We start from the raw sequence: 25417 nt of genomic DNA, 5'->3' as shown, positions 1-25417 counted from the left end.
CCAGGGAGTACACGGGTTTGGTCTGGACCGCCGCAACCGCAAAACTAGAGCCATGCGCGTATATCCGACATTCTTCCGACTGGCCTTTTTATGGATGGACGCCGAACGCGCCCACAAGATTGGCTTCCGGGCTATCCGGCTTGTCCACAGCTGCGGCGCGGGGCGTGTGCTCCAGCGGTTCACAGCGCCGGCAGCGTCACTAAAGACCCAGGCATTTGGCCTGACCTTCCCGTCGCCGTTTGGCCTGGCGGCGGGCTTCGACAAAGAGGGTCACGGAATCGAAGCCCTGACCGAGCTGGGCTTTGGCCATGTTGAGGTTGGCACCATCACCGGCCAGGCCCAGCCTGGGAACCCCGCTCCGCGGCTCTTTCGCTTGGTCGAGGACCGGGCAGTGATCAACCGGATGGGCTTCAACAATGACGGGGCCGCCGCCGTGGCGCCCCGCCTGAAGTCGGCCCGGGCCGCCCTGCAGCGCCGGTACCCGGGGGTCCGCCCCGTCATTGGGGTCAACATCGGCAAGAGCAAGGTGGTGGAACTTTCGGACGCGGCCGCCGACTACCTCATCAGCGCCCGCAGCCTGGCGCCCGCCGCCGATTACCTCGTGGTCAACGTCAGCTCCCCGAACACCCCGGGTCTGCGGTTGCTGCAGGACGTTCAGACGCTGGGCCCGCTGCTGACGGCAGTTGGGGAAGCCGCGGACCACGCTGCAGGGCGCCATGTTCCCTTGCTGGTCAAGATTGCCCCGGACCTCAGCGATGAGGACATCGACGACGTCGCGCGCCTGGCCCTGGACCTGAAACTTGACGGAATTATCGCCACCAACACCACCGTTGCCCGGACCGGGCTGTCCGCGGGTCCGGACAAGGTTGCAGCCTGCGGCGCCGGCGGGCTGTCCGGGGCACCGCTGAAGCAACGGTCGTTGGAAGTGCTGGCCAGGCTCAAGGCGGCAACCGGCGGCAGACTGGCACTCGTCTCGGTCGGCGGGGTCGAAACGGCGCAGGACGTGCAGCAGCGGCTCGACGCGGGCGCCACCCTTGTGCAGGGATACACGGCGTTCCTTTACGAAGGACCATTTTGGGCCGCCCGCATCAACCGGCAACTGGCCAAGCACCCCTCCCGGCGTTAAGCGGCCCATTCCCGCCCGGGTGTCCCGGGTCGGGGACGACAGAGCCCCCGGCAGTCCAACTGCCGGGGGCTCTGGTGCGCAGGGGGATCAGGCCGGGTAGTCGCCGCGCTTGACCAGGGGCTTGGGAAGGCGCAGGCGGCGGAACTGCAGCGAGCGCATGGAGCCGTACCATACGGTCCCTCGCTCCACGTCGCCGAACTTCTCCGCCAGGCGCTTCTTGAGCTTCCGGGACAGGATAAAGACGTCGACGAAGACTGCCAGGAACATTACCCAAAACCCGCCCAGGACATAGATCATCTGGGCGCTGGAGGCGGGGACCAGCAACGAGATGACCACAAAGAGGAGCGCACCGAACATCAGGTACTCGCCAAGGCTGAAGCGGGCATCCACATAGTTGCGGGCGAAACGCTTCTGTGGACCTTTGTCCCGCAGCGGCAGGTACTTCTCGTCGCCGGTGTCCATGGCCTGCCGCATTTTCAGCCGCTGCTCCTGGACCGCCGTGCGTTCCGCGGCTTTGGAGGCCTTGCGGTCCTCCGGCACTAGCGGGCGCTTGCGGGCGGCCACCTGCGCGCTGCGCTTGGGCGTGGGCGCGCCCTTGCCGAGGGCGGCGTCCCGGGCATTTGCCCCGGCCGCCTGCTGGTCAACAATGTCCTGCGCCGATGGCGCTTCTTTTTTACGTCCAAACACCACTACAGAATACCCCGGGGCGCAGGGCGCGAGACCCAGCGCACACACGATGCGATAGGCCCTGCCTGGTTTGCAGTGATCGACGGCGCAGGTAGTGTCTTGGCCATGACTTCATCACCCATGGGGAACCCAAAAACCGTGCCTGGCCGTGTCGGAAACGTCGACACTGAAGCCCTCCGGCAAGCCGTTACCGAAACGTTCGACACGACGATCGCCCAGTTGACGGAGCTCGTCGCCATCCCGGGCATCGCCTGGCCCAGCTTTGACCCTGCGCCGTTGAACGCCAGCGCCGAGGCCGTCGCACAGCTGGTCCGTGCCACCGGCTTCGAAGAGGTGCGGACCTTGCGTTGCGACAAGGAGGACGGTACGCCCGGTGGGCCGGCCGTCGTCGCCCGCCGGCCGGCCGCCCCGGGCAAACCGACAATCCTGCTCTACGCCCATCACGATGTGCAGCCCACCGGCGACCTGGCGCTGTGGACGACCGAGCCGTTCACCGCCGTCGAGCGCGACGGGCGCCTCTACGGACGCGGCGCGGCCGACGACAAGGCCGGAATTATGGCCCACATCGCTGCTTACTCGGCCGTGACCCGCGTGCTGGGCGACGAACTTGGCCTCGGCGTGACCTTCTTCTTCGAGGGCGAGGAGGAAGCCGGGTCACCAACGTTCCGGACTTTTCTGGAAACGCATCAGGAGCTGCTGCGCGCAGACGTGATTGTTGTGGCCGACTCCAGCAACTGGAAGGTCGGCATTCCCGCCCTGACCACCAGTCTCCGCGGCCTGGTTGACGGCACTATCGAGGTGAAGGTCCTTGACCACGCCGTCCACTCGGGGATGTTCGGTGGCCCGGTGCTGGACGCTCCGACGCTGCTGTCGCGGCTGATTGCTACCCTGCACGACGACGACGGGAACGTCGCCATCGACGGGCTGGTCAGCCGGGACGAGGTCGCTGTGGACCTTTCCGAAGCCGAATACCGCGCAGACGCTTCGGTGCTCGACGGCGTCCGGCTCGCCGGCACAGGCACGATTGCCTCCCGGATGTGGACCAAACCGGCACTGTCGATCATCGGCTTCGATGCCCCCGCGGTCGACGTTGCCTCCAACACCCTGCTGCCGCGCGCGCGGGCCAAGTTCAGCCTGCGGCTCGCCCCAGGACAGGACCCGGCCGAAGCGATGGACGCCGTCCGCCGGCATGTCGAAGCCAACGCGCCGTTCGGCGCGCACGTGGTCTTCACCCCGGGGGAGAGCGGCAACGCTTTCCTCACGGACACCTCTTCCAAAGTGGCCAGCGTCGCGATGTGGGCGCTCGGCGAGGCCTGGGGCGTCCCTGCGGTGGAGACCGGCATCGGCGGTTCGATACCCTTTATCGCGGATCTGACTGAGCTGTACCCGGATGTACAGATCCTGGTCACCGGCGTTGAGGATCCGGATTCCCGGGCGCACAGTGCGAACGAATCCCTGCACCTGGCCGACTTCCGGAACGCCATCGTTGCGGAGGCCCTGATGCTGGCCCGGCTGAACGCTGACGGGCTGGCCTAGGCGGGCGGGCCGGGTGTCTGTCCAGGGAACATCCGGCCCGCTTGGACGGTTGGCTCAGGAGTTAGAGCTACACGGCTGATCGACGTAGCATGTAGCTATAGCCCGTACCGTATAAGTAGGGGCGGGTGCCGCGGGAGCGGCGCCGCCACCACCGTCGTTAGAAGGTAGGCCATGAGCACTACAACCAATGAAAACAGCACCGACACCACCGCCGAGGCGGGCACGGAACTGGCAGCGCACGAGGTCAAACTGACCGACGTGGCGGCCGGCAAGGTCCGCAGCCTGCTGGAGCAGGAGGGCCGCACCGATCTGCGCCTCCGCGTGGCCGTGCAGCCCGGCGGTTGCTCCGGCCTGATCTACCAGCTTTATTTCGATGAGCGGCTCCTCGACGGCGACGCCGTCCGCGACTACGACGGAGTTGAAGTTGTGGTCGACAAAATGAGTGTGCCGTACCTCAGCGGAGCCAGCATCGACTTCGAAGACACCATCTCTAAGCAGGGCTTTACGATCGACAACCCCAACGCCGGCGGGTCCTGCGCCTGCGGCGATTCTTTCCACTAAAGCCGGCGAATCCGCCCGGGCTTAGTGCCGCAGGATCCACAACGAGCGGGGCCCTTAAAAAGGTCCCGACGCACTGCGCGGACATGTGGGCGAAAACTCGCGGGGAGCGGTAAGCTCTACACCGAGTAGTAAAACTTTTCGGCTGCCCCGTCCGCGATTTTGCGGCCCGGGGCAACAGCAACAAGTAGGAAGGGCCGTCTGTGAGTTCGCAGAACCGAACCGGCAGCCGACGCAAACAGATCACTACGATCACTGGCTTGGCACTCGCCGGCGCGTTGGCTTTGACTGGATGTTCACCAGAGGTACAGAAAGGGTGGTTGCCCACTGAGCGTGGCACCACCAACCACACTGACCGCATCATGGACCTCTGGGTCAACTCATGGATTGCCGCGCTGATCGTAGGCGTCATTACCTGGGGCCTGATGATCTGGTGCATCGTCGCCTACCGGCGCCGTAAAGGCACCGTTGGGTTCCCCCGGCAGAACAGCTTCAATCTGCCCCTTGAGGTTTTCTACCTGACGATCCCGCTGTTTATGGTTCTGGTCTTCTTTTACTTCACTGACAACGACCAGCAGGCCATCGACAACCGGTCGGTACCTGCCGACGTTATCGTTGACGTCCGCGGCAAGCAGTGGGCCTGGGACTTCAACTACAAAAAGGGCGACGTCATCCAGGAGGATGTCCACGAAGCCGGAGTCCAGGCCCACCTGACGGGCAACGATGTGGACAAGGAAAAGCTGCCCACCCTGTACCTGCCCGTGGACAAGTCCGTTGACCTGGAACTGAACGCCCGCGACGTCATCCACTCTTTCTGGGTTCCCGCCTTCCTGCAGAAGCGCGACATGATTCCCGGGAAGACCAACTACATCAGGTTCACCCCGACTAAAGAGGGAACCTACGACGGCAAGTGCGCCGAACTCTGCGGCGAGTACCACTCCGAAATGCTGTTCCGCGTGAAGGTCGTTTCCGAAGCCGAATTCCAGTCGCACTTGGAGCAGTTGCGCCAGGATGGCAACACGGGCCTCCTCGGCGAAGAGTACGACCGCAACCCGGCCCCGGCCGAGAACAAGTAAGGGGAGCGACGTGGCAACTACCTATTCCCAGCCCACCGGGATCCTTGGGGCTCCCGTAGTACCGAAATCCAAGGGACGCATTGTCGTCAACTGGATCACCTCGACTGACCATAAGACCATCGGGTACATGTACCTGATTGCCTCTTTTGTGTTCTTTTGCTTCGGCGGTGTGATGGCGCTGTTGATCCGTGCCGAGCTGTTCGAACCGGGTATGCAGATCCTGCAGACCAAGGAGCAGTACAACCAGCTCTTCACGATGCACGGCACGGTGATGCTGCTGATGTTCGCGACGCCGCTGTTCGCGGGCTTCGCGAACGTGATTATGCCGCTGCAGATCGGTGCCCCCGACGTCGCCTTCCCGCGGCTGAACGCGCTGGCCTTCTGGTTTTTCCTCTTCGGCTCCACTATCGCCGTGTCCGGGTTCATCACTCCGCAGGGTGCGGCGTCGTTTGGCTGGTTTGCTTATGCGCCGTTGTCCAACACGACCTTCAGCCCCGGTGTGGGCGGTGACCTCTGGGTCTTTGGCCTGGCGCTGTCCGGTTTCGGTACCATCCTTGGCGCGGTGAACTTCATCACCACGGTTATTTGCATGCGTGCCCCGGGTATGACCATGTGGCGGATGCCGATTTTCACCTGGAACATCCTGGTGACGGCGATCCTGGTGCTGATGGCGTTCCCGCCGCTGGCCGCGGCGCTGTTCGCGCTCGGTGCTGACCGCCGCTTCGGGGCGCATATTTTTGATCCGGAGAACGGCGGCGCGGTCCTCTGGCAGCACCTGTTCTGGTTCTTCGGCCACCCTGAGGTTTACATCATTGCCCTGCCGTTCTTCGGCATCGTTTCGGAGATTTTCCCGGTCTTCAGCCGCAAGCCGATCTTCGGCTACAAGGGCCTGGTCTATGCAACGATTTCCATTGCCGCGCTGTCCGTGACCGTGTGGGCGCACCACATGTACGTGACCGGCTCGGTGCTGCTGCCGTTCTTCTCATTTATGACCATGTTGATTGCCGTTCCGACCGGGGTGAAGTTCTTCAACTGGATCGGCACCATGTGGCGGGGATCGATTACCTTTGAGACGCCGATGTTGTGGAGCCTGGGCTTCCTGGCGACCTTCCTGTTCGGCGGCCTGACCGGCATCATCCTGGCTTCGCCGCCGCTGGACTTCCATGTCTCCGATTCCTACTTTGTGGTGGCTCACTTCCACTACGTGGTCTTCGGCACCGTGGTGTTCGCGATGTTCGCCGGGTTCTATTTCTGGTGGCCGAAGTTCACCGGGAAGATGCTCAACGAACGCCTCGGCAAGATCCATTTTTGGATGCTGTTCCTGGGCTTCCACGGCACCTTCCTGATCCAGCACTGGCTCGGCGTGGAGGGTATGCCGCGCCGCTATGCGGACTACATGCCGCAGGATAACTTCACCTGGATGAACCAGTTCTCCACCTACTCCTCGTTCCTGCTTGGCGCGTCGCTGATCCCGTTCTTCTGGAACGTCTACATCACCTGGCGCAGCAACGAACGCGTCGAAGTGGACGATCCGTGGGGCTTTGGCGCCTCTCTGGAGTGGGCCACCTCCTGCCCGCCGCCGCGGCACAACTTCACCTCGTTGCCGCGGATCCGCTCCGAGCGACCCGCCCTGGACCTCCACCACCCGGAGCTCTCCCAGTCCTACACGGTCGATACCTCCGATTCCCCGGCCGCAGCCGTGCTGGGTAACGCCGACCAGAAGGACAACGCCAAGTGAAGATTGAATCAAGGGTTTTTGGCCTCGGAGTCTTCTTTTTCGTCCCGGTGTCAGTGGTCTACGGGTTTCTGACCGGCTGGACTGAGTACGTTGGGTTCCTCGGAATTATGCTGGTCGCCGGCCTGGCAGGCATGATCGGTGCCTACCTTTCGTTCACGGGGAAGCGGGTCGGGATGCGTCCCGAGGACCGCAGCGACGCCGAAATCCATGAGGGCGCCGGTGAACAGGGTCACTTCAGCCCCTGGAGCTGGTGGCCCCTGGTTCTCGGTACGGCGTGCGCCACCGGCTTCCTTGGGATGGCGGTGGGTTTCTGGATCGTCTACATCGGTGCCGGCCTCGCCGTCGTAGCCCTCGTAGGCTGGGTCTACGAGTACAGCCGCGGAGATCACGCGCACTAAGGTCCGCACGGACGCGAACATGGATTCAACGGCAGCGGGCCCCACCATCGAGGTGGGGCCCGCTGCCGTTAACGCTTCCTGTTGGACGGGGCGGCGGCCGAGTCTCCGGTCGGGGCACCTAGCCGGCCAGGGATGACTCCACCAGGTCCCTGAGACTCTCCAGGGCCTTCTCTACGGCGGCAGGGCTGCGTTGATGCGGGAGGGATTCATCGGCAATGGAGAGCTCTACTGAGCACCCGAAGCGGAAGTCCTCGGTCATCACTTCCAGCAGTGAGCGGGCGTCGACGGCGGGCCTGCCGTCCCTGCTGATGGTGACGGGAAGCCCGGTGGCAAGGACTGCACGGACGAACCGGGCGGCCGGTCTGGCATGCAGTCCAACACGGGCCCTGACGATTGCGGTCCGAACAGGCAATGGTCTTCCTTTATCTCGCAACGGGAATTTCGGCCGGTGGGGGACCAGCGCATTCAAGCCTATCGGCGGGCGGCCCCGCGGGCGAACCTATACTTCTTGGTGGTCTAGACCGGGGTCAGGCATGGCCTAATCTTGAGGTATGGCTCATTCGGGAAGGCAGTGAAATGGCGCCCACTGATGCTTCGCGCATGGACGGTGAAATCGACCGTCACAACGGAACGCCCATTTACGTCCAGCTGAGGGAGATCATCAGGGCGCACATCGTAAGTGTTTGCCCGCCGGGCTCGGCGCTTCCCTCGGAGCGGGATCTCGCATTGCGTTTTGGTCTGGCCCGGATGACGGTACGCCAAGCCATTGATGCCCTCGTCGGCGAGGAAGTCATCGAACGTGTTGTGGGGCTGGGCACTTTTGTCCGAAAGCCGAAACTGGACCTTCAGGTCAAGCTCACTTCCTACAGCGAAGAAATGCAGCGCCGCGGCATGGTTCCCGCGGCTAAGGTGCTTAGCTTTGAGCAGATCGGTGCGAGCGCATTCCTGGCCCGTGAATTGCAGCTCGAGGAGGGGACACCCTTGGTGCGCTTCCGGCGGCTGCTGCTTGCCGATAGCGAGCCCATGAGCGTGGACGAGAATTTCATTCCGGCCCACCGGGTACCGGGCCTGCTCGACGGCGAACCGCCCACCTCGCTCTACAACGTCCTCAGCGAACGGTACGGACTGGTGATGGAGTGGGGAGAAGACATGATCGAGGCCACGGCTGCGTCGCCGTCAACGTCTCGTTTGCTCAACGTGGAGGTTGGGTCTCCGCTGCTGAAAATCCAGCGTCATGCCTTTGTGGCTCGGGCCATGGTTGATTACTCGGTGTCGTACTACCGGGCCGACCGGTACAAGCTGTGGGTGCCGCTGCAGCGGCCCGGTGTCCGCCCGACACGCAACTACGCCTCGGGATACCGCCCCTAGCAGCCCTTGGGCGCGCTGATCCTTCACCGCCCCTCGTGTGGGGCCTTGTGGGCTGTCCTAGGTGTGGCCAGTGGGCATGTCCTGTGGCGGGATCCGGCAGTGGACATATTGGCCTTGTGCGCTGTCCTTGCTGTGACCAGTGGGCATGTCCTGCGGGCCGATGGTCGCCGTCCGGACGGTGGCCCGGACACTTGGGAACAAAACAACTCGGGAAACACAACGAGGCGCCGGTCAAGTGGATGAGGGGCTAAGGCAATACACAAAAAAGGCCCGGTCCTGGAGGACCGGGCCTTTCTGCGGATCACTGCAGCAGGTTAGTGGCTGAGTGTCTTTTGATTATCCGCTGTTTCAATTGCTTCGTGCCCGCGGTGGGCCCCGTGGGAAGCTGCCAGTTCAGCGGGAGTTGCCGGCGCGACGCGGTCCTCAAAGAACAGCTGCGACAGCTTGGCACGGCGCTTTTCCGTTCTGTCGACGACTCCGTGTGCGTTCGGCTCCGCGGGCAACGGAGACGGTGACTCGAAGCCTACGAGCTTGTAGCGCTTGTACTCATCCAGCGGGGCGTGGACCTCGATGAATTCACCGTGCGGGAGCCGCACGATGCGGCCGGTTTCGCGGCCGTGCAAGGCTATCTCGCGGTCCTTGCGCTGCAGGGCCAGAGCAACGCGCTTGGTGACTATAAAGGCGAGGATCGGGCCGATGAAGAACAGCGCGCGCAGCCAGTAGGTGACATCGTTGAGCGACACGTGGAAGTGCGTTGCAATGAGGTCCGAACCGGCGGCCGCCCACATCACGCAGTACCAGACGAACCCGGCCATGCCGATGGCCGTCCGGGTCGGCGCATTGCGGGGACGGTCCAGGACGTGGTGCTCGCGGTTGTCCTTGGTGATCCAGCGTTCAATCCAAGGGTACGTGAACATAAGGGTGAACAAGATGCCGGCCGGGACCAGCGCCGGCAGCAGGACGTTGAACGTAAACACGTGACCGAACCAGATCTGCTCGACATGCCAGTCGCCGAAGGTGCCCGGCATCAGGCGCAGGGCGCCGTCAACAAAACCGATGTACCAGTCGGGCTGGGTGCCGGCGGACACGGGGGAGGGGTCGTACGGGCCGTAGTTCCAGATCGGGTTGATGGTGAAGAAGCCAGCCATCAGCGCAACGACACCAAAGACGATGAAGAAGAAGCCGCCGGCCTTCGCAGCGTAGACCGGGCCAAGCGGGTAGCCCACGACGTTGCCGTCGTTGCGTCCCGGGCCGGGGTACTGGGTGTGCTTGTGCACCACAACCATAAACAGGTGGAGCACGATCATCAGGAGGATGAGCGCCGGAACGAGCAGGATGTGCAGCATGTACAAGCGGCCGATTATGGCCGTGCCCGGAAATTCCCCGCCGAAGAGGAAGAAGGAGATGTACGTGCCGATCACCGGGATTGACTTGATAACGCCGTCGATGATTCGCAGGCCGTTTCCGGACAGCAGATCATCGGGGAGGGAGTAGCCCGTGAAGCCGGCAGCCATTGCGAGGATGAGCAGCACGCTGCCCACGACCCAGTTCATTTCACGCGGTTTGCGGAAGGCGCCGGTAAAGAACACACGGAGCATATGCACCGAGACGGAAGCAACAAACAGCAGCGCGGACCAGTGGTGGACCTGGCGCATAAACAGGCCGCCACGAACGTCGAAGGAGATGTCCAGCGACGAGCTGTACGCGACGGACATTTCGACGTTCTTCAGCGGCGTGTAGGAACCCGAATAGTGGGTCTCTGCCATGGAGGGATCGAAGAAGAACGTCAGGAACGTTCCTGAGAGAAGCAGGATGACGAATGAATAAAGAGCCACTTCGCCGAACATAAACGACCAGTGGTCCGGGAAGACCTTCCGGCCGAATTCTCGAAGCATACCGGAGCCGCCAACACGCTGGTCGACGAAATCGGTAATGCGGCCGCCTTTAGTTGTGGCGACGAAGACCGGTGCCTCAGGCGTTGTTGCTGCGCTCATGCTCATCACGCTCCCAATAGCTAGGTCCAACAGGTTCATGGAAGTCGCTGGTGGCGACCAGGTAGCCCTCGGCGTCGACTGCAATGGGCAGCTGGGGGAGAGGACGGCTGGCCGGGCCAAAGATAACCTTGCATTCCCGGGTGAGGTCGAAGGTTGACTGGTGGCACGGGCACAGCAGGTGGTGCGTCTGCTGCTCGTACAGGGCAACGGGGCAGCCAACGTGAGTGCAGATCTTGGAGTACGCGACGATGCCGTTGTAGCCCCAGTCCTCACGCCCGGCGGACGGGTTCAGCGACTCAGGATTGAGACGCATCAGCAGAACGACGGACTTTGCCTTCTCGTTCAGCTTGCCTTCGCTCAGCTCGTTCAGCCCTTCAGGGATGACGTGGAAGGCCGAGCCGATGGTGACATCCGAGGCCTTGATGGGCGTGCCGTCGGGGTCGCGGGTAAGCCGCTTGAGCTTACCCTCCTCGGGCGCCCACATGGTGTGAGCCAGAGCCTTATCAGGACGGGGACCCAGGTCGCCGAAGACGGCAAGGGCAGGCAGCGGCGCCAGCGCGACGGCGCCCAGCAGGGTGTTGCGGATCAGGGGCCGGCGCTTGATGCCAGTTTCCTCAACGATGTCGTCGACGATGCGGACGGCGGCCTGGCGGTCTTCTTCGGTGCGGATCGCGTGGCGCTCTTCCGACACTTCATGGTCCGGCATAAGGGCCTTGGCCCAGTGCACAATGCCGGTACCGATGCCGAGCATCGCAAAGGCCGTGCCGATGCCGAGTAGCGCGTTCTGCAACCGGATCGTCGCGATCGCGGTGTCATCTCCCAGATCGATGGCGAAGTAAGCCACCAAAAATATCAGGGTGCCAACGACTGAGATACCGAAAAGAAGGGCTACCTGCCGTTCTGCTCGCTTTGCGGCCTTCGGGTCCGTGTCGGCCAGGCGCAAACGGTGCGGAGGAAGTCCAGGGTCCTGGAACTTCTCCACCTCATTTTGACCAGCCGTAGCTACGGTGCCCGAGTGGTTCGGACTGCCGTCACTATGGTTGCCCATAATTCGCCTCATCCCTCTCTCGTCTCGGCGATTGCCGAGTTAGCTTTCAATTCAAACTGCCGACGGGTCAGCAGCAAAACTCTTACAGGTGCAACAGGTGGCTAGGACGTCCGGGACGTCAGCCAGATGGTGAAGGCGATGATAACGCCGAGGCCGGCGATCCAGACAAACAGACCTTCCGACACCGGGCCCAAGGCGCCCAGATCAGCACCGCCGGGAGACCCGTTGGCTTCGATCTGCTTCAGGAAAGTGATGATGTCTCGCTTACCTTCGGGGGAAACGTTGGCATCGCTGAAGACCGGCATGTTCTGCGGGCCGGTGACCATTGCTTCGTAGATGTGCTTGCCGGTGACGTCGGCCAGGGCCGGGGCGAACTTGCCACGGGTCAGGGCCCCTCCGGCAGCTGCGGCGTTGTGGCACATGGCGCAGTTTGTGCGGAACAGCTCGCCACCCTTGGCGGCGTCTCCCTTTTCATCGAGGACACCTGCCTCGGGAATGGACGGGCCGGGGCCGAGCGAGGCAACGTATGCGGAAAGCTGGTGGGTCTGCTCTTCGTTGAACTGGGCCGGCTTCTTGTACGCCTGCGGGCCGTTCATCTGCATGGGCATACGGCCCGTACCGACCTGGAAGTCGACGGCTGCGGCGCCGACGCCTACCAGGGACGGTCCGGACTGGGACCCGCTGGCACCCATGCCGTGGCAGGTGGCGCAGTTGGCGGCGAAGAGCTTGCCGCCCTCCTCTGCGTCGTTGGCGCTGAAGCTGGTGGTGGCCTTGGCCTGGTTGACGGTCGTGGCAACGGCGTACAGCCCACCAGTGACCAGGAGGCCCATCAGCAGCAGTGCAATTGCTGCCAGCGGGTGACGTCGCTTCTGCGAGAGTGCCTTCACGTGGTGGTTCCTTTATTCGATCGTGCGTTGGCTCCGGGAGCCGCTTCTTGAAATTCTACCTCTTGTAGAAAGAGTGGCAAGTGGTGCTACTTGAGGACATAGATGACCAGGAAGAGCCCGATCCAGACGACGTCAACGAAGTGCCAGTAATACGAGGTGACGATCGCTGAGGTCGCTTCGAAGTGGCCGAACTTCTTCGCCGCGAAGGACCGTCCCATTATGAGGAGGAAGGCAACCAGGCCGCCGATAACGTGCAGGCCGTGGAACCCGGTGGTGATGTAGAACGCCGAGCCATAAGCGTTGGAGGAGAGGGAAACATGCTCGGAAACGAGCATGGCGTACTCGGTTGCCTGGCCGGCCACGAAGAAGGAACCCATGATGAAAGTCACGGTGAACCATTCGTTCATTCCCCAGCGGGTGAAGCTGAGGGGGCCGCCGCTTCGGCGCGGCTGAAGCCGCTCAGCGGCGAAGACGCCCATCTGGCAAGTAAAGGAACTGGCCACGAGGACGATCGTGTTGACGAGCGCAAAGGGAAAGTTGAGCTTGGCTGTCTCTTCGGCCCACATTTGTCCGGAAGTCGAACGGAGTGTGAAGTACATGGCGAAGAGACCGGCGAAGAACATCAACTCACTGGACAGCCAGACTACGGTTCCAACAGAAACCATGTTCGGGCGATTCAGCGTCGGGTGCGCCGGGGTACTGGGGGCATGGGTCGCAGATGTCACATAGACATTATGTCTATAAAAGTCCCTGCTGCCCAACGCAAACCGCGTTTTGGGAGGACTTTTTCTACAAAGACGCGAATTCGAGCGGAAAAGTTCCCGGAGCGGTTCACATTGGTCATTGCGGTGCGCACCTCGATAGCATCGGAACGTGACTTCTCAGGCATCTGCACAGGCGGCAGTCAACTCGTGGCCGCGGCTCATCAAGGCACTCATCGACGGTACCGATCTCACGGCCGGCAGCACCGAGTGGGCGATGAACTCGATCATGTCCGGGGAAGCGACGCCCGTCCAGGTTGCAGGCTTCCTCGTGGCCCTGCGTGCCAAGGGCGAGACCGTGGATGAACTCGTGGGCCTGGTGGCGGCCATGATCGCGAACGCGAGTCCCATGGACATCTCCGGGCAGAAGCTGGACATCGTCGGAACCGGCGGTGACCAGCAGAACACCGTCAACATCTCCACCATGGCGGCACTCATTGCCGCCGGCGCCGGTGCCAAGGTGGTCAAGCACGGTAACCGTGCTGCCTCTTCGACCTCCGGGTCCGCGGACGTGCTTGAAGCCCTGGGTGTGCGGCTGGACCTGCCGATCCCGAGGGTGGCCCTTAACGCTGAGGAGGCAGGCATCACCTTCTGCTTCGCCCAGGTGTTCCATCCGTCCATGCGCCACGCGGCCGTTGCCCGCCGTGAACTCGGGGTCCCCACGGCGTTCAACTTCCTGGGTCCGATGACCAACCCCGCTAACGTGCAGGCCTCAGCGGTCGGCGTCGCCAACGTGCGGATGGCTCCGCTGGTGGCGGGGGTGCTGGCCAAGCGCGGGAGCCGGGGCCTGGTGTTCCGCGGGAATGACGGACTGGACGAGCTGACCACTACCGGCCCGTCGCGGGTGTGGGAAATCAGGAACGGCGAGGTGACCGAGGAGATGTTCGACCCGCGCGGGCTGGGCATCCGCCAGGCAACTCTTGAGGAGCTGCGCGGCGGGGACGCCGCGGCCAACGCCGCCGTCGTCCGGTCCGTTCTCTCCGGTGCGCAGGGACCGGCACGGGACGCTGCACTGCTGAACGCTGCCGCCGGACTCGTGGCGTTTGATCTGGACGCGGCCGGCCCGTTCAACGAACGGATGGCCGCGGCCCTCAAGCGCGCGGAAGAGTCTGTCCAGTCTGGTGCTGCTACTGCCGTGCTTGACCGCTGGGTCGCACTTTCCCGTAACTGACCCGCAGGCGTAACTGGCCCGCAGGCCGGCCCGTAAGCGGGCAAGCCTGCGGGAACCTACTCGTCGAAGCCGAGTGCGAAGGCTGCGTCCAGGTCATGCTGTGAATAGGCTCGGAAGGCGATCTGGGTGGTCGTGTGCACCACTCCGGAGACCTTGGAGAGCCTGTCCGCGATAACGTCCGCGAGGTCTTCATGCTTCGGAACCCGTGCGATCGCAATGAGATCCCATTCGCCGGTCACGGAGTAGACCTCGCTGATCCCCTGGATAGCGGAGATTTCTTCCGCGGTTTCCGGGATGCGGGAAGCATCTGTCTTAATCAGGACGAAAGCGGTGACCACGTGTGAGCCTTTCCGGATCTGTTGCGTCGTTGCCGGCCAACTTCAGCGCTCCCGTTGGGTGCTTCGGGGCCCCGGCCGTGTCACTGCCAGCCTAGTCCATCACGCCCGGCGACGGCGTGTGGTGAACCGCCGGACGCCGGCAGCTATCAGGCGGTATCCGAGCAGCAAAAGGCCCAGGCTGAGCAGGGCCACGATGATAAATGGCAGGACTACAGTTTGCCCTGTCACCGCCCGCAGGAGCATACCTACCGTCACCGCGCCGAGCCACACGGCGACGCCTGCGGGTGCCAGGGACAAGGGCGAGCGCCAGAGTCGCAAGACCAGCCAGGCCAGGGCCGCTCCTGCGAGGAAAGGCCAAGCGGTGGCGAACACGCCGGTGACGACGTCCCCGCGCTGATGGGCGTCCCGGCCGATGGCAGCGAAGAGCAGGATCAGAACGGCGTCGGCACCGGCGGCCAACACCGCTGAGCGCCGTGTCCGGGGCAGTAGAGGGCGGCCGGTACCGGAGGTCCGGGGGAGCGGGGACGTTGTGGAAGACATGCTGCCAAGCCTAGCGGCGCTGTCGTTGAAGCTGGTTATCAGCACAGGCTGGTTCAATGCGGCACAGCGGGGCTGCCCCCGGCGGGCTGGCCGGCGCGTGCAGAACGAGGCCGCTGGCTGGCGGAGTGCAGAACCGGGCGCGAATCTTGCCGCATGGCAGGTCGGCCTGGCGCACGCAAACGGCAGGGGAGTCCACCGGCCGCTAGGACCGAAGCGGGGGACGGCGGCTTCCGGCTCCCGAAGCAGGGAGGGAATATCAGGGCCATGGTGTAGGTTGCAGTTTCGTTAGTTAAGCACGACAGAAAAGAGAAGGACTCCCGTGGCAACCGATTACGACGAAGTACGTTCCGACGTTAAGGAATCACAGGACCGCTCGTTGGAGGCGCTGCAGTCCGCGAACGCCCCGGATGCCCGCAGCGTTGTCCGCGAGCTGGACGAATCCGATGCACTGGATGAAGGCATTACCCCCGGCGGTGAGTTTGTGGCCGAGGAACTCATTGTGCAGGTGATACCCCAGGCCGAGGATGAATTCACCTGTTACTCGTGTTTTCTGGTCCGGCACCGGTCCCAGCTGGCACGCAAGAAAAACGGCCACTCGTACTGCACGGAGTGCGAAGGATAGGACGGCCGTGTACCCGCTGCCGGGGGAGCGGCCCGCACCTTCGGTAGCGCTCGAAGCGGCCGTCCTTGGCGATATCTGAACCCTGGGTGGTGTGGGGGAGCTGCGGCCCGGAGTGCAGGCCGAACGCGATTGCCGGGTAGCTGGATTTCGCTCCAGCTGTCGGGTAAACGGATTGCCGAAGTGGCAGACTTTGGTTATGAGTATCGAGCAGTGGTGGCCGAAGCTGGCACCCGCAACGCGGGACTGGCTGATTGAGAACAACGGCGGCGCCGTCCCGGCCGAGATGGTTGCCGAGATTACGCAGGCCGGTGGGGTCGTCGATTCCGGAGCGTGGTGGTCTGGTGAGTACCGGGCCGGTGACTTCTATTTCTCCGACGAGGGTGTGGACTGGATCGAGGCCGTCGGCAATGGCGAAGTCCCCGAACCGCGCTGAACGGCAGAACGCAGGAGGATTCGGCAGACACCACATATTACCGGTCCACTTCCCCCGGCAATTTGCGACTACTTGACATAATGTTGATTATCGGCGTTTTCTGCAACGCTGGAAGTGGCCTTGGATCCAGCGTGACTCGCGCAAGTTGCGCGGCTTTGCCTCGCCGGGACGTTGCGCAACCCAAAGCCGCCGGATCCACGACCTTCTGTATCCTTTCAGCATGCGTATTCCGTTCAGCACCGACGTCCCGGCCCGCCTCGGAAAGTCCCTGGCGGCTCCGTGCAGGGCTGCGATCCTGAGCGTTGAATCCCTCGACAGCTGCGCTGAACCACGCCGCCCGCAGGTCCAGTTCGACGCCGGCAGCAACACAGCGTGCACCGTAGGGACACTCGTATGAGCGGGCATGATCACGATCACGGTGCAATCGCTGCCGGGAACCGCGCCAAGCTGATCCTGGTCTTTGCCATCACTTTCACCGTGATGGTCGCTGAAATCATCGGGGCTGTCCTGACGGGAAGCCTGGCGCTTCTGGCTGACGCGGGCCACATGTTCACCGACTCCACCGGACTGCTGATCGCCCTCATCGCGGCCTCCCTGGCGTTAAAACCGGCAACCCTCAAACGCACCTGGGGCTACAAACGCGCCGAAATCATCGCCGCCGCCGGTCAGGCGGCGCTGCTGCTCGGCGTCGGAGGATTCGTCATCGTGGAAGGTATCCGGCGGCTGATCGTGCCTGCCGAAGTCGGCGGCGGCACCATGCTGTGGTTCGGCATCATCGGGCTGGCCGGGAACGCCGTGGGACTGGTTGTCCTCGCGTCCGGGCGGAACCACAACTTCAACATGAAGGCGGCGTTCCTGGAAGTACTCAACGACGCCCTCGGTTCCGTTGCCGTCATTGTTGCGGCCATCATTATCGCCGTCACCGGTTGGGTCCAGGCAGACGCCGTTGTGTCGCTGCTGATTGGGGCGCTTATCATCCCGCGAACCCTGAAACTGCTTCGCGACACCGTTAATGTGCTGATGGAAAACGCCCCGCAGGGCCTGGATATGGCCCAGGTCCGCGAACACATCCTCGCACTCCCCCATGTCATCGACGTCCACGATCTGCATGCCTCACTGGTGGCCTCCGGCACACCCGTCCTCTCGGCGCACGTCACCGTCGAGGACGGGTGTATGACGGACGGCCACGCGGGAACCATTTTGGCGGAGCTGCAGCGCTGCGTCGCCGAACACTTCGACGTCAGTATCGAACACTCCACGTTCCAAATTGAGCCGGCCGCGCACCGCGACCAGGAGAGCATTCCGCACTGACTTGAGGTACCTGGTGCTTTCAGGCGCTGACGTAGGCCGCGAGGTGCTGGCCCGTGAGGGTGGAACGGGCCGCGACGAGGTCCGCCGGTGTGCCCTCGAACACGATCCTGCCGCCGTCGTGTCCGGCGCCGGGTCCGAGGTCGATAATCCAGTCGGCGTGCGCCATCACGGCCTGGTGATGCTCGATGACGATGACTGACTTGCCGGAGTCCACAAGCCGGTCCAGCAGACCGAGCAGCTGCTCGACGTCGGCAAGGTGGAGGCCGGTCGTCGGCTCGTCAAGGACGTAGATGCTGCCCCGCTCGGCCATCTGGGTGGCCAGTTTGAGCCGCTGCCGTTCCCCGCCTGAGAGGGTGGTGAGCGGCTGCCCGAGGCTGATGTATCCCAGCCCGACGTCGGAAAGCCGGGTGAGGATCTTATGGGCCGCCGGGACCGCCGCCTCCGCGGACTCGAAGAACCCGGCCGCTTCGGTCACCGGCATGGCCAGCACCTCGGCAATGTTCCGGCCACCCAGGGTGAAATCCAGCACAGACGCAAGGAACCGCTTGCCCTGGCATTCCTCGCAGCTGGACTCGACAGTCGCCATAACGCCCAGTTCGGTGTAGATCACACCGGCACCGTTGCAGGCGGGGCAGGCGCCCTCGGAGTTGGCGCTGAAGAGTGCCGGCTTAACGCCGTTGGCCTTGGCGAACGCCTTGCGGATCGGCTCGAGCAGTCCGGTGTAAGTCGCCGGGTTGCTCCGGCGTGAACCGCGGATGGCTCCCTGGTCGATCACCACGACGCCGTCCCGGCCGGCAATCGAGCCCTGGACCATCGAGCTCTTGCCGGAACCGGCGACGCCGGTGAGCACACACAGGACGCCGAGCGGAATGTCCACGTCGACGTCCTTGAGGTTGTGCGTCGCCGCGCCGCGGACTTCCATCGCAGCCGGCGATGTACGCACGGACTCCTTCAGCGTGGCCCGGTCGTCGAAATGGCGGCCGGTTGTGGTGTCGCTCCCCCGCAGCCCGTCCACGCTGCCTTCAAACACCACCTCGCCGCCGCCCGTGCCGGCGCCGGGACCAAGGTCGACGACGTGGTCCGCGATCGAGATGGTTTCAGGCTTGTGCTCCACCACAAGCACGGTGTTGCCCTTGTCCCGCAACTGCAGCAGCAGCCGGTTCATCCGTTCGATGTCATGCGGGTGCAGGCCGATCGTCGGTTCGTCGAACACGTATGTAACATCCGTGAGCGAGGAGCCGAGGTGCCGGATCATCTTGGCGCGCTGCGCCTCTCCCCCGGACAGGGTTCCGGCCGGCCGGTCCAGCGAGAGGTAGCCGAGCCCGATCTCCGCGAATGAATCCAGAAGGTGCTGCAGCCCGGTGAGCAGCGGGGCCACTGACGGCTCGTCCAGATCCCGGACCCAGCCGGCGAGGTCGCTAATCTGCAGGGCGCAGACGTCAGCAATGTTCTTGCCGTTGATCTTCGAGGAACGCGCCTCTTTGCTGAGCCGGGTTCCGTCACACTCCGGGCAGGTCGTGAAGGTGACGGCCCGCTCGACGAAGGCGCGGATGTGTGGCTGCATGGCTTCCGGGTCCTTGGCCAGCATGGATTTCTGGATCTTGGGGATCAGCCCCTCGTAGGTCAGGTTGATTCCTTCGACCTTGATCTTGGTCGGCTCTTTGTAGAGCAGATCGTGCAGCTGCTTCTTGGTGAACTTGCCGATCGGCCGGTCCATGTCGAAGAATCCGGAGCCGCCGAAAATGCGGCCGAACCAGCCGTCCATGCTGTAGCCGGGGATGGTCAGTGCACCTTCGTTGAGGGACTTGCTGTCGTCGTACAGCGCCGAGAGATCAAAATCGGTGACCGAGCCCAAGCCCTCGCAGCGCGGACACATGCCGCCCTGGTAGACCACGTCCCGCACCACGTTCCGCTCGACCCTGCCGCCCTTTTCGGTACTCATCACTCCGCTCGCCTTGCGCGTCGGGACGTTAAACGCGAACGCGGTGGGCGAGCCGATGTATGGCTGTCCGAGCCGGCTGAAGAGGATGCGCAGCATCGCGTTGGCGTCGGTGGCGGTACCCACTGTGGAGCGCGGGTTGGCGCCCATCCGCTCCTGGTCGACGATGATCGCTGTGGTGAGGCCCTCCAGGATGTCGACGTCCGGCCGTGCCAGTGAAGGCATAAAGCCCTGCACAAAGGCGCTGTACGTCTCGTTGATCATCCGCTGCGACTCCGCGGCGATAGTCGCGAACACCAGCGAGCTTTTTCCGGAGCCGGAGACCCCGGTGAACACCGTGAGCCGCCGTTTCGGGATCTCCAGGTTAATGTCCTTGAGATTGTTCTCGCGTGCACCTACCACCCGGATCAGATCGTGGCGGTCCGCAACGTGCAGCGCGGGCGACTGGGTATCCGGCGTCGGTGCCGTGCTCATTGTGACTCCATCCCGTGGGGCGCCGCGGCCGCAGTCTCCGCCGGGTCACCTGGCTCAATCTAACCAGCTTCGACAACGCATCGTCAGCTGACATCCATTGTCTTCTGCGCAGGCCTCCCTGAGAATGAACCATGACGGTCTACTTGAGGTCCCTGGAAACTGCTGTCCCGCCAACTGTCTTGATCCAGACGGAAGCACGGGATGTTTTTGCCGCCCAACCGGGACTGACCAGACTCGGTACCCGGCTGGTCAGCACGTGCTTCGATTCCGCCGCAATCGACACCCGCCACACCGCTGTTGATGAACTGACAAAGGACTTCCAAGCGGAGAATCCACGGTTTTTCGACGCCGGCACAGGGCTGCTGTTGAGCCCCAGTACTAAGGTCCGCAACGACATCTTCGCCGCCGAGGCCACCAAACTCTTTATCGAGGCGGCCCGGAAGGCCCTGGACGCCTGCCCCGGAATCTCTCCGGCCGGCATCACACATCTCGTCACGGTGTCTTGCACCGGCTTCTTCAACCCAGGACCGGACTACAAAATCGTCCGTGCCCTCGGCTTGAATCCTGCGGTGCAGCGCTACCACCTGGGATTTATGGGCTGCTACGCGGCGTTTCCCGCATTGCGGGCAGCCAAGTCCTTCTGCGAGGCGGATCCGGACGCCGTCGTCCTGGTCGTCTGCGCCGAACTTTGTTCGCTGCACGTGCGCACCTCTAACGACCCGGACACCATCATGGGTTCGGCGTTGTTCGCCGACGGAGCCGCCGCCGCCATCGTGACTGCCCTTGAGGACCCGGACGAGCCCGCTCTGCTGCAGCTGGACCATTTCGAGACGGTGCTGACGCCGGTCGGGGAGGAATCCATGGCCTGGAATATCGGCGACGAGGGCTTCGAGATGGTCTTGGGAAATTACGTCCCGCACATTATTGATGACCACATCATCGGCGCCCTGGAACCACTGCTCGCCCGGGAAGGAGCCTTGCTGGGCTTGCCCTACCGCGGTATCCGGCACTGGGCTATCCATCCTGGCGGCCGCAGCATCCTGGATAAGGTCCAGTCCAGGCTGGACCTCAGCGATGAGCAGCTGGTCCCGGCACGTGAGACGTTGCGCAACTACGGGAACATGAGCAGCGCCACAGTGCTGTTTGTGCTCCGGCACATCCTGGACCTGCCGCCGGCGGAAGGGGTCGAGGGCGGCAGCGAACGGATCTGTTCGATGGCGTTCGGCCCCGGACTGACGGTTGAATCCGCACTCTTCACGAAGCTCGGCAGTGTCCAGCGCGGTGCTCCCAAGCGCGGCGGGGACCCGGTACAGACCGCGGAATCGGTCGGTGCCGGGTCCCCGCAGCCGGAATCTGCCCTGGCCTGAGTTTCGGTGCTGAGCCTGCGTGCACGGGCGGCACACGCCGTCGAGGAAATGGACCTGCCCGACTGTGACCCTGCCCGGCTGGAGCGCACCTATGCCCAGTTCGCCCTGGTGAACCGCGCCGTCTCCGGCTGGCGCAGCCTCTACCTTCGCCAGCTCCGGCCGCGCCTGCGCCCCGGCGTCCCTGCCACCCTGCTGGACATTGGCTGCGGCGGCGGCGACGTGCCGGTGATGCTTTCCCGCTGGGCGGCCAGAGACGGCCTCCGCCTGGAGATCACTGCTATTGATCCGGATCCCCGCGCCGGCCGCTTCGCCGCGGAACGCCATTCGTCCACTGGCGTGAAGTTCCGCAGCTGCACAGCTGCGGAGCTGGGCTTCGAAGGCCTCAGCTTTGACCTGGTCGTGTCCAACCATGTGCTCCACCACGTGGCCGAGCATGAGCTTCCGGTGTTCCTCGCCGAGTCCGCCGCGCTCAGCCACGGCACCGTCATCCACAACGATCTCCGGCGCAGCGCGGCCGCGTACGGGCTCTTTTTTGCCGGGTCCTGGCCGTTTGCCGGCTCGTACATCAGGCCCGACGGCCTCACCTCCATCCGCCGCAGCTACACCGCAGCAGAATTGCGCAAGGCAGTTCCGCCCGGCTGGACTGTCCTCAGCCGGGCCCCTTTCCGGAACTTGCTGATCCGTGAGGCGGTTCCCGCCGGTGGTTGATGTTCTTGTGGTCGGCGGTGGCCCGGTGGGCCTGTTTATGGCCGCGCTGCTGCTCCAGCGGGGAGCCAGCGTTCGGATCCTGGAACGTCGGGCAGTCCCGGAACCGCACTCCCGGGCGATCGGCATCCATCCCCCCTCGTTGGACGCGCTCGACGGGGTCGGTGTGGCAGCAGTCCTGGCGGCCGAAGGGGTGCCGATCCGGAACGGCGTCGCCCTCGGCGGCGGCCGGACACTCGCACGGATGTCGTTCGCCGGGGTTTCGGACAGCTATCCGTTTGTCCTCTCCCTGCCGCAGGCCAGGACGGAGGCCATCCTGGAACACCGCGTCCGGCAGCTGGACCCCGCAGCCCTCCACCGCGGGGTCCAGCTCACGGGATTGCACGAGGACGGCGGCCTGGTCGCAGCCGACGCCACCGCAGCGGGATCGGTCCGCCGCTACTCGGCGTCCTTTGTTATTGCCGCCGACGGCGTCCGGTCCACAGTCCGTGCGCAGCTCGGCACGGCTGTCCGGGCGAGGGACTATCCGGACAGCTACCTGATGGGCGACTTTGCCGACACCACAGGGTTCGGTGCGGATGCCGCCCTGTTCCTGGAATCCGCGGGAATCGTGGAGTCCTTCCCGCTGCCGGGGTCGTTACGCCGCTGGGTAGTGCGCGTGACGGGCTCCGGGAACGGCACGGACGCCGCCGGGCTGGTGCAGCTGGTCAGGCAGCGGACCGGGATCGACGTCGATCCCTCGGGCCACAGTATGCTGAGCCGATTTGGCGTGCGTACCCGCCTGGTCCGCACCATGGTGGCCGGCCGCACAATCCTGATCGGTGACGCCGCCCACGAGATCAGCCCGATCGGCGGTCAGGGCATGAACCTGGGCTGGCTCGACGCCGCGGCGCTGGCTCCCCTTGTGCTGGCGGCGCTGGCGGGCGCGGACGTGGGTGCGCAGTTGCGGTCCTTCGAGGCCGGACGTATTGCTGCGGCCGCCCGGGCAGCCCGCCAGGCCGAGATCAACATGGCGCTGGGGCGGCCGCTGCCGGCGGTGCCATGGTCTGCGCGGAACCGCGCGATTGCGGCGGCCGCTGCCGTGCCCGCCGTAAAGAACTTTGTGGCCCGCCGGTTCACCATGCAGTGAGGGCCCGCCCGCCGCGACGACCCGGCAGGACGCCGGAGAGCGTAACTCAGGCCGGGGTGAAGTAGCAGTCGTAACTGTCTTGGCTGACAATCGTGCCGTCCCGGACCTCAAAGACGGCAGCGATCCTGGCCCGGATGACCTCGCCGCTGTTCCAGTGCGGCAGGTCCATCAGCAAGGTGGCGCTCCAGTCGGCTTCCAGCACCACCCGGGTCCCTTCGCAGGTTGTGCGGCGAACCAAGAAGCACTGCCCCGAGACGACTTGATGGGCTGCCGCGGCCCCGGCCAAGGCCTCGTCGCGGTTCCTCGCGGCACCTGCCGGTGCCAGCAGATGCGGTGCCTCGCTCAGCGTATAGTCTTCGGCGAGAAGCGGGGCGATCTCCGCCGGGCCGCCGTTGGCCTCAATAGCCCGCAGGAAGTTCAGGACAGATTCCAGGGGGGTCGGTGACGTCATGGCAACGAGACTAGCCGATGACGGCCGCGAGGCGCCGCCGCACCGGCCCGCGGCCGGAATACACTGATTCTATGGGCCGACTTCTTCCGCTCGTGCGGCGCCCTGCCGGCGAAAACCATCGGATTCCGGTGTGTAGGCGTGCCGCGGCCATGGTGTGCCTTGCGCTGACGGCCTCATGCAGCGCGGGCGCCACCCGCCCCGTCGGTCCCGTCAACGCACCACCAACGTCGGCTGCCGCCTTACCCATCACTGTCGAGATCAACCAGCTCCGCGACAACTACAGCCGGCAGATCATTGCCGTGCAACTCACGAACAACACCGACGGTCCGGTGACCGTGCTCAGCGCAGGGGTTGCCAGCCCGCTCTTTTCCGGCACGATCCCGTGGCAGGCAGCCCCCGGCGGAATCGAAATTCCACCGGGCCAGACCAAGATCCTGCCAGCCCAACTGCGTGCCCCGGACTGCGGAATCCGGACCCTGCCGCCGGGCGCGGGACCGGATGTTTCACTGGGCCTGGCCGTTGCCGGCGGAGCAGTTCACACCTCGACGGTCACCGCCGGCGACCCCTACGGCGTGATGGACCGGAACAACGCGGAAATGTGTCTTGCCCAGGCCGCCGGTGCGGTCGCTGACCTCCGGTTGGAAACGGAACTTGAGGTCTCCGCTGACGCCAAGAGCGCCGTCCTGCGCCTTGACGTCACACCGCGCAGCGTCCCGGGCGCCGTGAACCCCGGCTCGCTCGGAAGCCTGACCATCGACCGGATCGACGGGACAACCCTGCTCGACGAGGACCCGAGCCACCCCTGGCCGCGCTCTGTCTCGATCAGCGCCGGTGGTGCCGGCCAGCAATTCCGGCTGGTGATCCGACCCGCACGCTGCGATCCGCACGCCGTCGCTGAAGATAAAGTGGGCACTTTGCTCCCCCTCCGTGTCTCTTCGGGGGGACGGGAGGGAGTCTTGAAAGTTGACGCCGGCGCGCTGCTGCGTGGACGCATCTACGACTTTATTACGGCCGCCTGCGGACGCAAGTAGTCTGTTGGCATGTATTCCGACGCCAAGCCCACTGACTTCAGCGCCGCCCGCATCCATGAAACTGTCCAGCAGCTACTGTCCGCCGGGGTGCTTCCGGGCATTGTCCAGGCCGGGCATCCGGTGCTCAGGCAGCTCGCCGCGCCGTTCAGCGGCCAGGTGAGTGACGCCGAGCTGGGCCAGTTGATCGACCTGATGCGCAGCGTTATGCATAAGGCACCCGGCGTGGGCCTGGCAGCACCACAGCTTGGCGTCCCGCTGCAGCTCGCGGTTCTCGAGGACCAGTTCGACGTCGATCCCGACGTCGCCGCTGTCCGCGGACGGGAGCCGTTGCCCTTTTTTGCCATGCTCAACCCGAGCTACCAGCCACTTGGCGGCACCACAGTGGCCTTTTACGAAGGCTGCCTGTCGCTGCACGGACTTCAGGCCGCAGTCAACCGGCCCGAACGGGTTCGGCTCGACTTCACCGCAGCGGACGGCAGCCGGCAGCAGCGGGAATTCAGTGGCTGGCAGGCACGGATCGTCCAGCACGAAACTGACCACGTGCACGGCATCCTCTACCTTGACCGTGCCGAACTGCGCTCGATCAGCAGCAACGCCGAGTATTCCGCACGCTGGGCGCAGCCCGACATCAGTCTCGCCCGCCGGGAACTCGGCTTCCTTCCGGGCGATAGCGCCGACTGAACTCCGACTGAAGGCCGGCTGGCCGTCAGCCTTGACATGAGCCGGTGC

At 64.3% G+C, this 25417-nt stretch carries 27 protein-coding genes; 17 read left to right on the top strand and 10 right to left on the bottom strand.

Annotation, left to right across the window (positions count from 1 at the left end):
• Positions 1-52: 52 nt before the first annotated feature.
• Positions 53-1126 (top strand): quinone-dependent dihydroorotate dehydrogenase, encoded by a 1074-nt coding sequence (locus tag QI450_RS08495; RefSeq protein WP_226775178.1) that lies wholly within the window; start codon positions 53-55, stop codon positions 1124-1126.
• 87 nt (positions 1127-1213) lie between these two features.
• Here QI450_RS08495 and QI450_RS08490 read toward each other — a convergent pair whose 3' ends face one another.
• Positions 1214-1813 (bottom strand): DUF3043 domain-containing protein, encoded by a 600-nt coding sequence (locus QI450_RS08490; RefSeq protein ID WP_226775179.1) that lies wholly within the window; start codon positions 1811-1813, stop codon positions 1214-1216.
• A gap of 105 nt (positions 1814-1918) precedes the next feature.
• On the opposite strand from QI450_RS08490, the gene QI450_RS08485 reads away from it, so the two are divergent.
• The 5 genes from QI450_RS08485 (at position 1919) to QI450_RS08465 (ending at position 7119) form a co-directional block, all read left to right on the top strand.
• Positions 1919-3349: a dipeptidase gene (locus tag QI450_RS08485; RefSeq protein WP_226775180.1), complete on the top strand. Its 1431-nt coding sequence runs from the start codon at positions 1919-1921 to the stop codon at positions 3347-3349.
• Positions 3350-3520: 171 nt separating this feature from the next.
• On the top strand, positions 3521-3910 hold the full coding sequence (locus QI450_RS08480; RefSeq protein WP_226775181.1) for an iron-sulfur cluster assembly accessory protein: 390 nt from the start codon (positions 3521-3523) through the stop codon (positions 3908-3910).
• A gap of 200 nt (positions 3911-4110) precedes the next feature.
• Positions 4111-4983, top strand: a complete 873-nt coding sequence (gene coxB / locus QI450_RS08475) for a cytochrome c oxidase subunit II (RefSeq protein WP_226775182.1) — start codon at positions 4111-4113, stop codon at positions 4981-4983.
• A gap of 10 nt (positions 4984-4993) precedes the next feature.
• Positions 4994-6721 carry a cytochrome c oxidase subunit I gene (ctaD, locus tag QI450_RS08470; RefSeq protein ID WP_253032725.1) on the top strand — a complete coding sequence of 576 codons (1728 nt, stop codon included), beginning with the start codon at positions 4994-4996 and terminating at the stop codon, positions 6719-6721.
• Entirely contained in the window at positions 6718-7119 is a 402-nt protein-coding gene (locus QI450_RS08465) for a cytochrome c oxidase subunit 4 (RefSeq protein WP_226772978.1), read from the top strand. The genes ctaD and QI450_RS08465 overlap by 4 nt, the downstream gene beginning before the upstream one ends.
• 118 nt (positions 7120-7237) lie before the next feature.
• Here QI450_RS08465 and QI450_RS08460 read toward each other — a convergent pair whose 3' ends face one another.
• Positions 7238-7531 (bottom strand): HPr family phosphocarrier protein, encoded by a 294-nt coding sequence (locus QI450_RS08460; RefSeq protein WP_226772976.1) that lies wholly within the window; start codon positions 7529-7531, stop codon positions 7238-7240.
• A gap of 164 nt (positions 7532-7695) precedes the next feature.
• Between QI450_RS08460 and QI450_RS08455 the strand changes: the two genes are divergently transcribed.
• Positions 7696-8487: a GntR family transcriptional regulator gene (locus QI450_RS08455; RefSeq protein ID WP_226772975.1), complete on the top strand. Its 792-nt coding sequence runs from the start codon at positions 7696-7698 to the stop codon at positions 8485-8487.
• 314 nt (positions 8488-8801) lie between these two features.
• Here the strand turns inward: QI450_RS08455 and QI450_RS08450 are convergent, their stop codons facing one another.
• The 4 genes from QI450_RS08450 to QI450_RS08435 form a co-directional block, all read right to left on the bottom strand.
• The gene (locus QI450_RS08450; protein ID WP_226772973.1) at positions 8802-10481 is read right to left on the bottom strand and encodes a cytochrome bc complex cytochrome b subunit; all 1680 of its coding nucleotides are present in this window, start codon (positions 10479-10481) and stop codon (positions 8802-8804) included.
• Positions 10459-11529 carry a Rieske 2Fe-2S domain-containing protein gene (locus tag QI450_RS08445; protein ID WP_226772972.1) on the bottom strand — a complete coding sequence of 357 codons (1071 nt, stop codon included), beginning with the start codon at positions 11527-11529 and terminating at the stop codon, positions 10459-10461. Before QI450_RS08445 ends, QI450_RS08450 begins: the two co-directional genes overlap by 23 nt.
• 101 nt (positions 11530-11630) lie before the next feature.
• Complete coding sequence (locus tag QI450_RS08440; RefSeq protein WP_226772971.1) at positions 11631-12416, bottom strand: c-type cytochrome; 786 nt, start codon at positions 12414-12416, stop codon at positions 11631-11633.
• Positions 12417-12502: 86 nt separating this feature from the next.
• The gene (locus QI450_RS08435; RefSeq protein ID WP_226772970.1) at positions 12503-13177 is read right to left on the bottom strand and encodes a heme-copper oxidase subunit III; all 675 of its coding nucleotides are present in this window, start codon (positions 13175-13177) and stop codon (positions 12503-12505) included.
• 112 nt (positions 13178-13289) lie between these two features.
• Here QI450_RS08435 and trpD point away from each other — a divergent pair, with 112 nt between their 5' ends.
• Entirely contained in the window at positions 13290-14348 is a 1059-nt protein-coding gene (gene trpD / locus QI450_RS08430) for an anthranilate phosphoribosyltransferase (protein WP_226772969.1), read from the top strand.
• Between the two features lie 56 nt (positions 14349-14404).
• Here the strand turns inward: trpD and QI450_RS08425 are convergent, their stop codons facing one another.
• On the bottom strand, positions 14405-14686 hold the full coding sequence (locus tag QI450_RS08425) for an Lrp/AsnC ligand binding domain-containing protein (RefSeq protein ID WP_226772968.1): 282 nt from the start codon (positions 14684-14686) through the stop codon (positions 14405-14407).
• Between the two features lie 99 nt (positions 14687-14785).
• Complete coding sequence (locus QI450_RS08420) at positions 14786-15226, bottom strand: DUF3054 domain-containing protein (protein WP_226772967.1); 441 nt, start codon at positions 15224-15226, stop codon at positions 14786-14788.
• Positions 15227-15545: 319 nt separating this feature from the next.
• Here QI450_RS08420 and QI450_RS08415 point away from each other — a divergent pair, with 319 nt between their 5' ends.
• From QI450_RS08415 to QI450_RS08400, 4 genes are all read left to right on the top strand, one after another.
• Positions 15546-15848, top strand: coding sequence for a DUF4193 domain-containing protein (locus QI450_RS08415; protein ID WP_226772966.1), 303 nt, complete (start codon positions 15546-15548; stop codon positions 15846-15848).
• A 196-nt stretch (positions 15849-16044) separates the two neighbouring features.
• Positions 16045-16281, top strand: a complete 237-nt coding sequence (locus QI450_RS08410; RefSeq protein WP_226772965.1) for a hypothetical protein — start codon at positions 16045-16047, stop codon at positions 16279-16281.
• Positions 16282-16501: 220 nt separating this feature from the next.
• Positions 16502-16678, top strand: a complete 177-nt coding sequence (locus QI450_RS08405) for a hypothetical protein (protein WP_226772963.1) — start codon at positions 16502-16504, stop codon at positions 16676-16678.
• Positions 16675-17592: a cation diffusion facilitator family transporter gene (locus QI450_RS08400; protein WP_226772961.1), complete on the top strand. Its 918-nt coding sequence runs from the start codon at positions 16675-16677 to the stop codon at positions 17590-17592. The genes QI450_RS08405 and QI450_RS08400 overlap by 4 nt, the downstream gene beginning before the upstream one ends.
• 19 nt (positions 17593-17611) lie before the next feature.
• On the opposite strand, the gene QI450_RS08395 is transcribed toward QI450_RS08400, so the two are convergent.
• The gene (locus tag QI450_RS08395; RefSeq protein WP_226772960.1) at positions 17612-20005 is read right to left on the bottom strand and encodes an excinuclease ABC subunit UvrA; all 2394 of its coding nucleotides are present in this window, start codon (positions 20003-20005) and stop codon (positions 17612-17614) included.
• Positions 20006-20136: 131 nt separating this feature from the next.
• Here QI450_RS08395 and QI450_RS08390 point away from each other — a divergent pair, with 131 nt between their 5' ends.
• From QI450_RS08390 to QI450_RS08380, 3 genes are read left to right on the top strand one after another with little or no spacing between them, the layout of a single operon-like run.
• On the top strand, positions 20137-21372 hold the full coding sequence (locus QI450_RS08390) for a type III polyketide synthase (RefSeq protein WP_226772958.1): 1236 nt from the start codon (positions 20137-20139) through the stop codon (positions 21370-21372).
• 6 nt (positions 21373-21378) lie between these two features.
• Positions 21379-22080: a class I SAM-dependent methyltransferase gene (locus QI450_RS08385; RefSeq protein ID WP_282359908.1), complete on the top strand. Its 702-nt coding sequence runs from the start codon at positions 21379-21381 to the stop codon at positions 22078-22080.
• Positions 22073-23206, top strand: a complete 1134-nt coding sequence (locus QI450_RS08380) for an FAD-dependent monooxygenase (RefSeq protein WP_282359909.1) — start codon at positions 22073-22075, stop codon at positions 23204-23206. The genes QI450_RS08385 and QI450_RS08380 overlap by 8 nt, the downstream gene beginning before the upstream one ends.
• 46 nt (positions 23207-23252) lie before the next feature.
• On the opposite strand, the gene QI450_RS08375 is transcribed toward QI450_RS08380, so the two are convergent.
• Positions 23253-23657: a nuclear transport factor 2 family protein gene (locus tag QI450_RS08375; protein WP_226775830.1), complete on the bottom strand. Its 405-nt coding sequence runs from the start codon at positions 23655-23657 to the stop codon at positions 23253-23255.
• A gap of 149 nt (positions 23658-23806) precedes the next feature.
• Here QI450_RS08375 and QI450_RS08370 point away from each other — a divergent pair, with 149 nt between their 5' ends.
• Together QI450_RS08370 and QI450_RS08365 are read left to right on the top strand one after the other, a co-directional pair.
• Positions 23807-24688: a hypothetical protein gene (locus QI450_RS08370; protein ID WP_282468155.1), complete on the top strand. Its 882-nt coding sequence runs from the start codon at positions 23807-23809 to the stop codon at positions 24686-24688.
• 9 nt (positions 24689-24697) lie between these two features.
• A complete protein-coding gene (locus QI450_RS08365; RefSeq protein ID WP_226775832.1) occupies positions 24698-25369 on the top strand; it encodes a peptide deformylase in 672 nt (223 codons plus the stop codon).
• The last annotated feature ends 48 nt before the right edge of the window (positions 25370-25417 follow it).

The organism is Arthrobacter sp. EM1 (assembly GCF_029964055.1).
Classification (GTDB): Bacteria; Actinomycetota; Actinomycetes; order Actinomycetales; family Micrococcaceae; genus Arthrobacter.
Note: the sequence above shows the minus strand (reverse complement) of the source record. Positions and strands in the feature narration are given on the sequence as shown.

Bases quoted from the DNA above. Each gene is read 5' to 3' on its own strand.
- QI450_RS08495 (WP_226775178.1), top strand. From the start codon at position 53: ATGCGCGTATATCCGACATTCTTCCGACTGGCCTTTTTATGGATGGAC.
- QI450_RS08485 (WP_226775180.1), top strand. From the start codon at position 1,919: ATGACTTCATCACCCATGGGGAACCCAAAAACCGTGCCTGGCCGTGTC.
- QI450_RS08480 (WP_226775181.1), top strand. From the start codon at position 3,521: ATGAGCACTACAACCAATGAAAACAGCACCGACACCACCGCCGAGGCG.
- QI450_RS08455 (WP_226772975.1), top strand. From the start codon at position 7,696: ATGGCGCCCACTGATGCTTCGCGCATGGACGGTGAAATCGACCGTCAC.
- QI450_RS08450 (WP_226772973.1), bottom strand. From the start codon at position 10,481: ATGAGCGCAGCAACAACGCCTGAGGCACCGGTCTTCGTCGCCACAACT.
- QI450_RS08445 (WP_226772972.1), bottom strand. From the start codon at position 11,529: ATGGGCAACCATAGTGACGGCAGTCCGAACCACTCGGGCACCGTAGCT.
- QI450_RS08420 (WP_226772967.1), bottom strand. From the start codon at position 15,226: ATGTCTTCCACAACGTCCCCGCTCCCCCGGACCTCCGGTACCGGCCGC.
- QI450_RS08410 (WP_226772965.1), top strand. From the start codon at position 16,045: ATGAGTATCGAGCAGTGGTGGCCGAAGCTGGCACCCGCAACGCGGGAC.
- QI450_RS08405 (WP_226772963.1), top strand. From the start codon at position 16,502: ATGCGTATTCCGTTCAGCACCGACGTCCCGGCCCGCCTCGGAAAGTCC.
- QI450_RS08400 (WP_226772961.1), top strand. From the start codon at position 16,675: ATGAGCGGGCATGATCACGATCACGGTGCAATCGCTGCCGGGAACCGC.
- QI450_RS08395 (WP_226772960.1), bottom strand. From the start codon at position 20,005: ATGAGCACGGCACCGACGCCGGATACCCAGTCGCCCGCGCTGCACGTT.
- QI450_RS08390 (WP_226772958.1), top strand. From the start codon at position 20,137: ATGACGGTCTACTTGAGGTCCCTGGAAACTGCTGTCCCGCCAACTGTC.
- QI450_RS08375 (WP_226775830.1), bottom strand. From the start codon at position 23,657: ATGACGTCACCGACCCCCCTGGAATCTGTCCTGAACTTCCTGCGGGCT.
- QI450_RS08370 (WP_282468155.1), top strand. From the start codon at position 23,807: ATGGTGTGCCTTGCGCTGACGGCCTCATGCAGCGCGGGCGCCACCCGC.
- QI450_RS08365 (WP_226775832.1), top strand. From the start codon at position 24,698: ATGTATTCCGACGCCAAGCCCACTGACTTCAGCGCCGCCCGCATCCAT.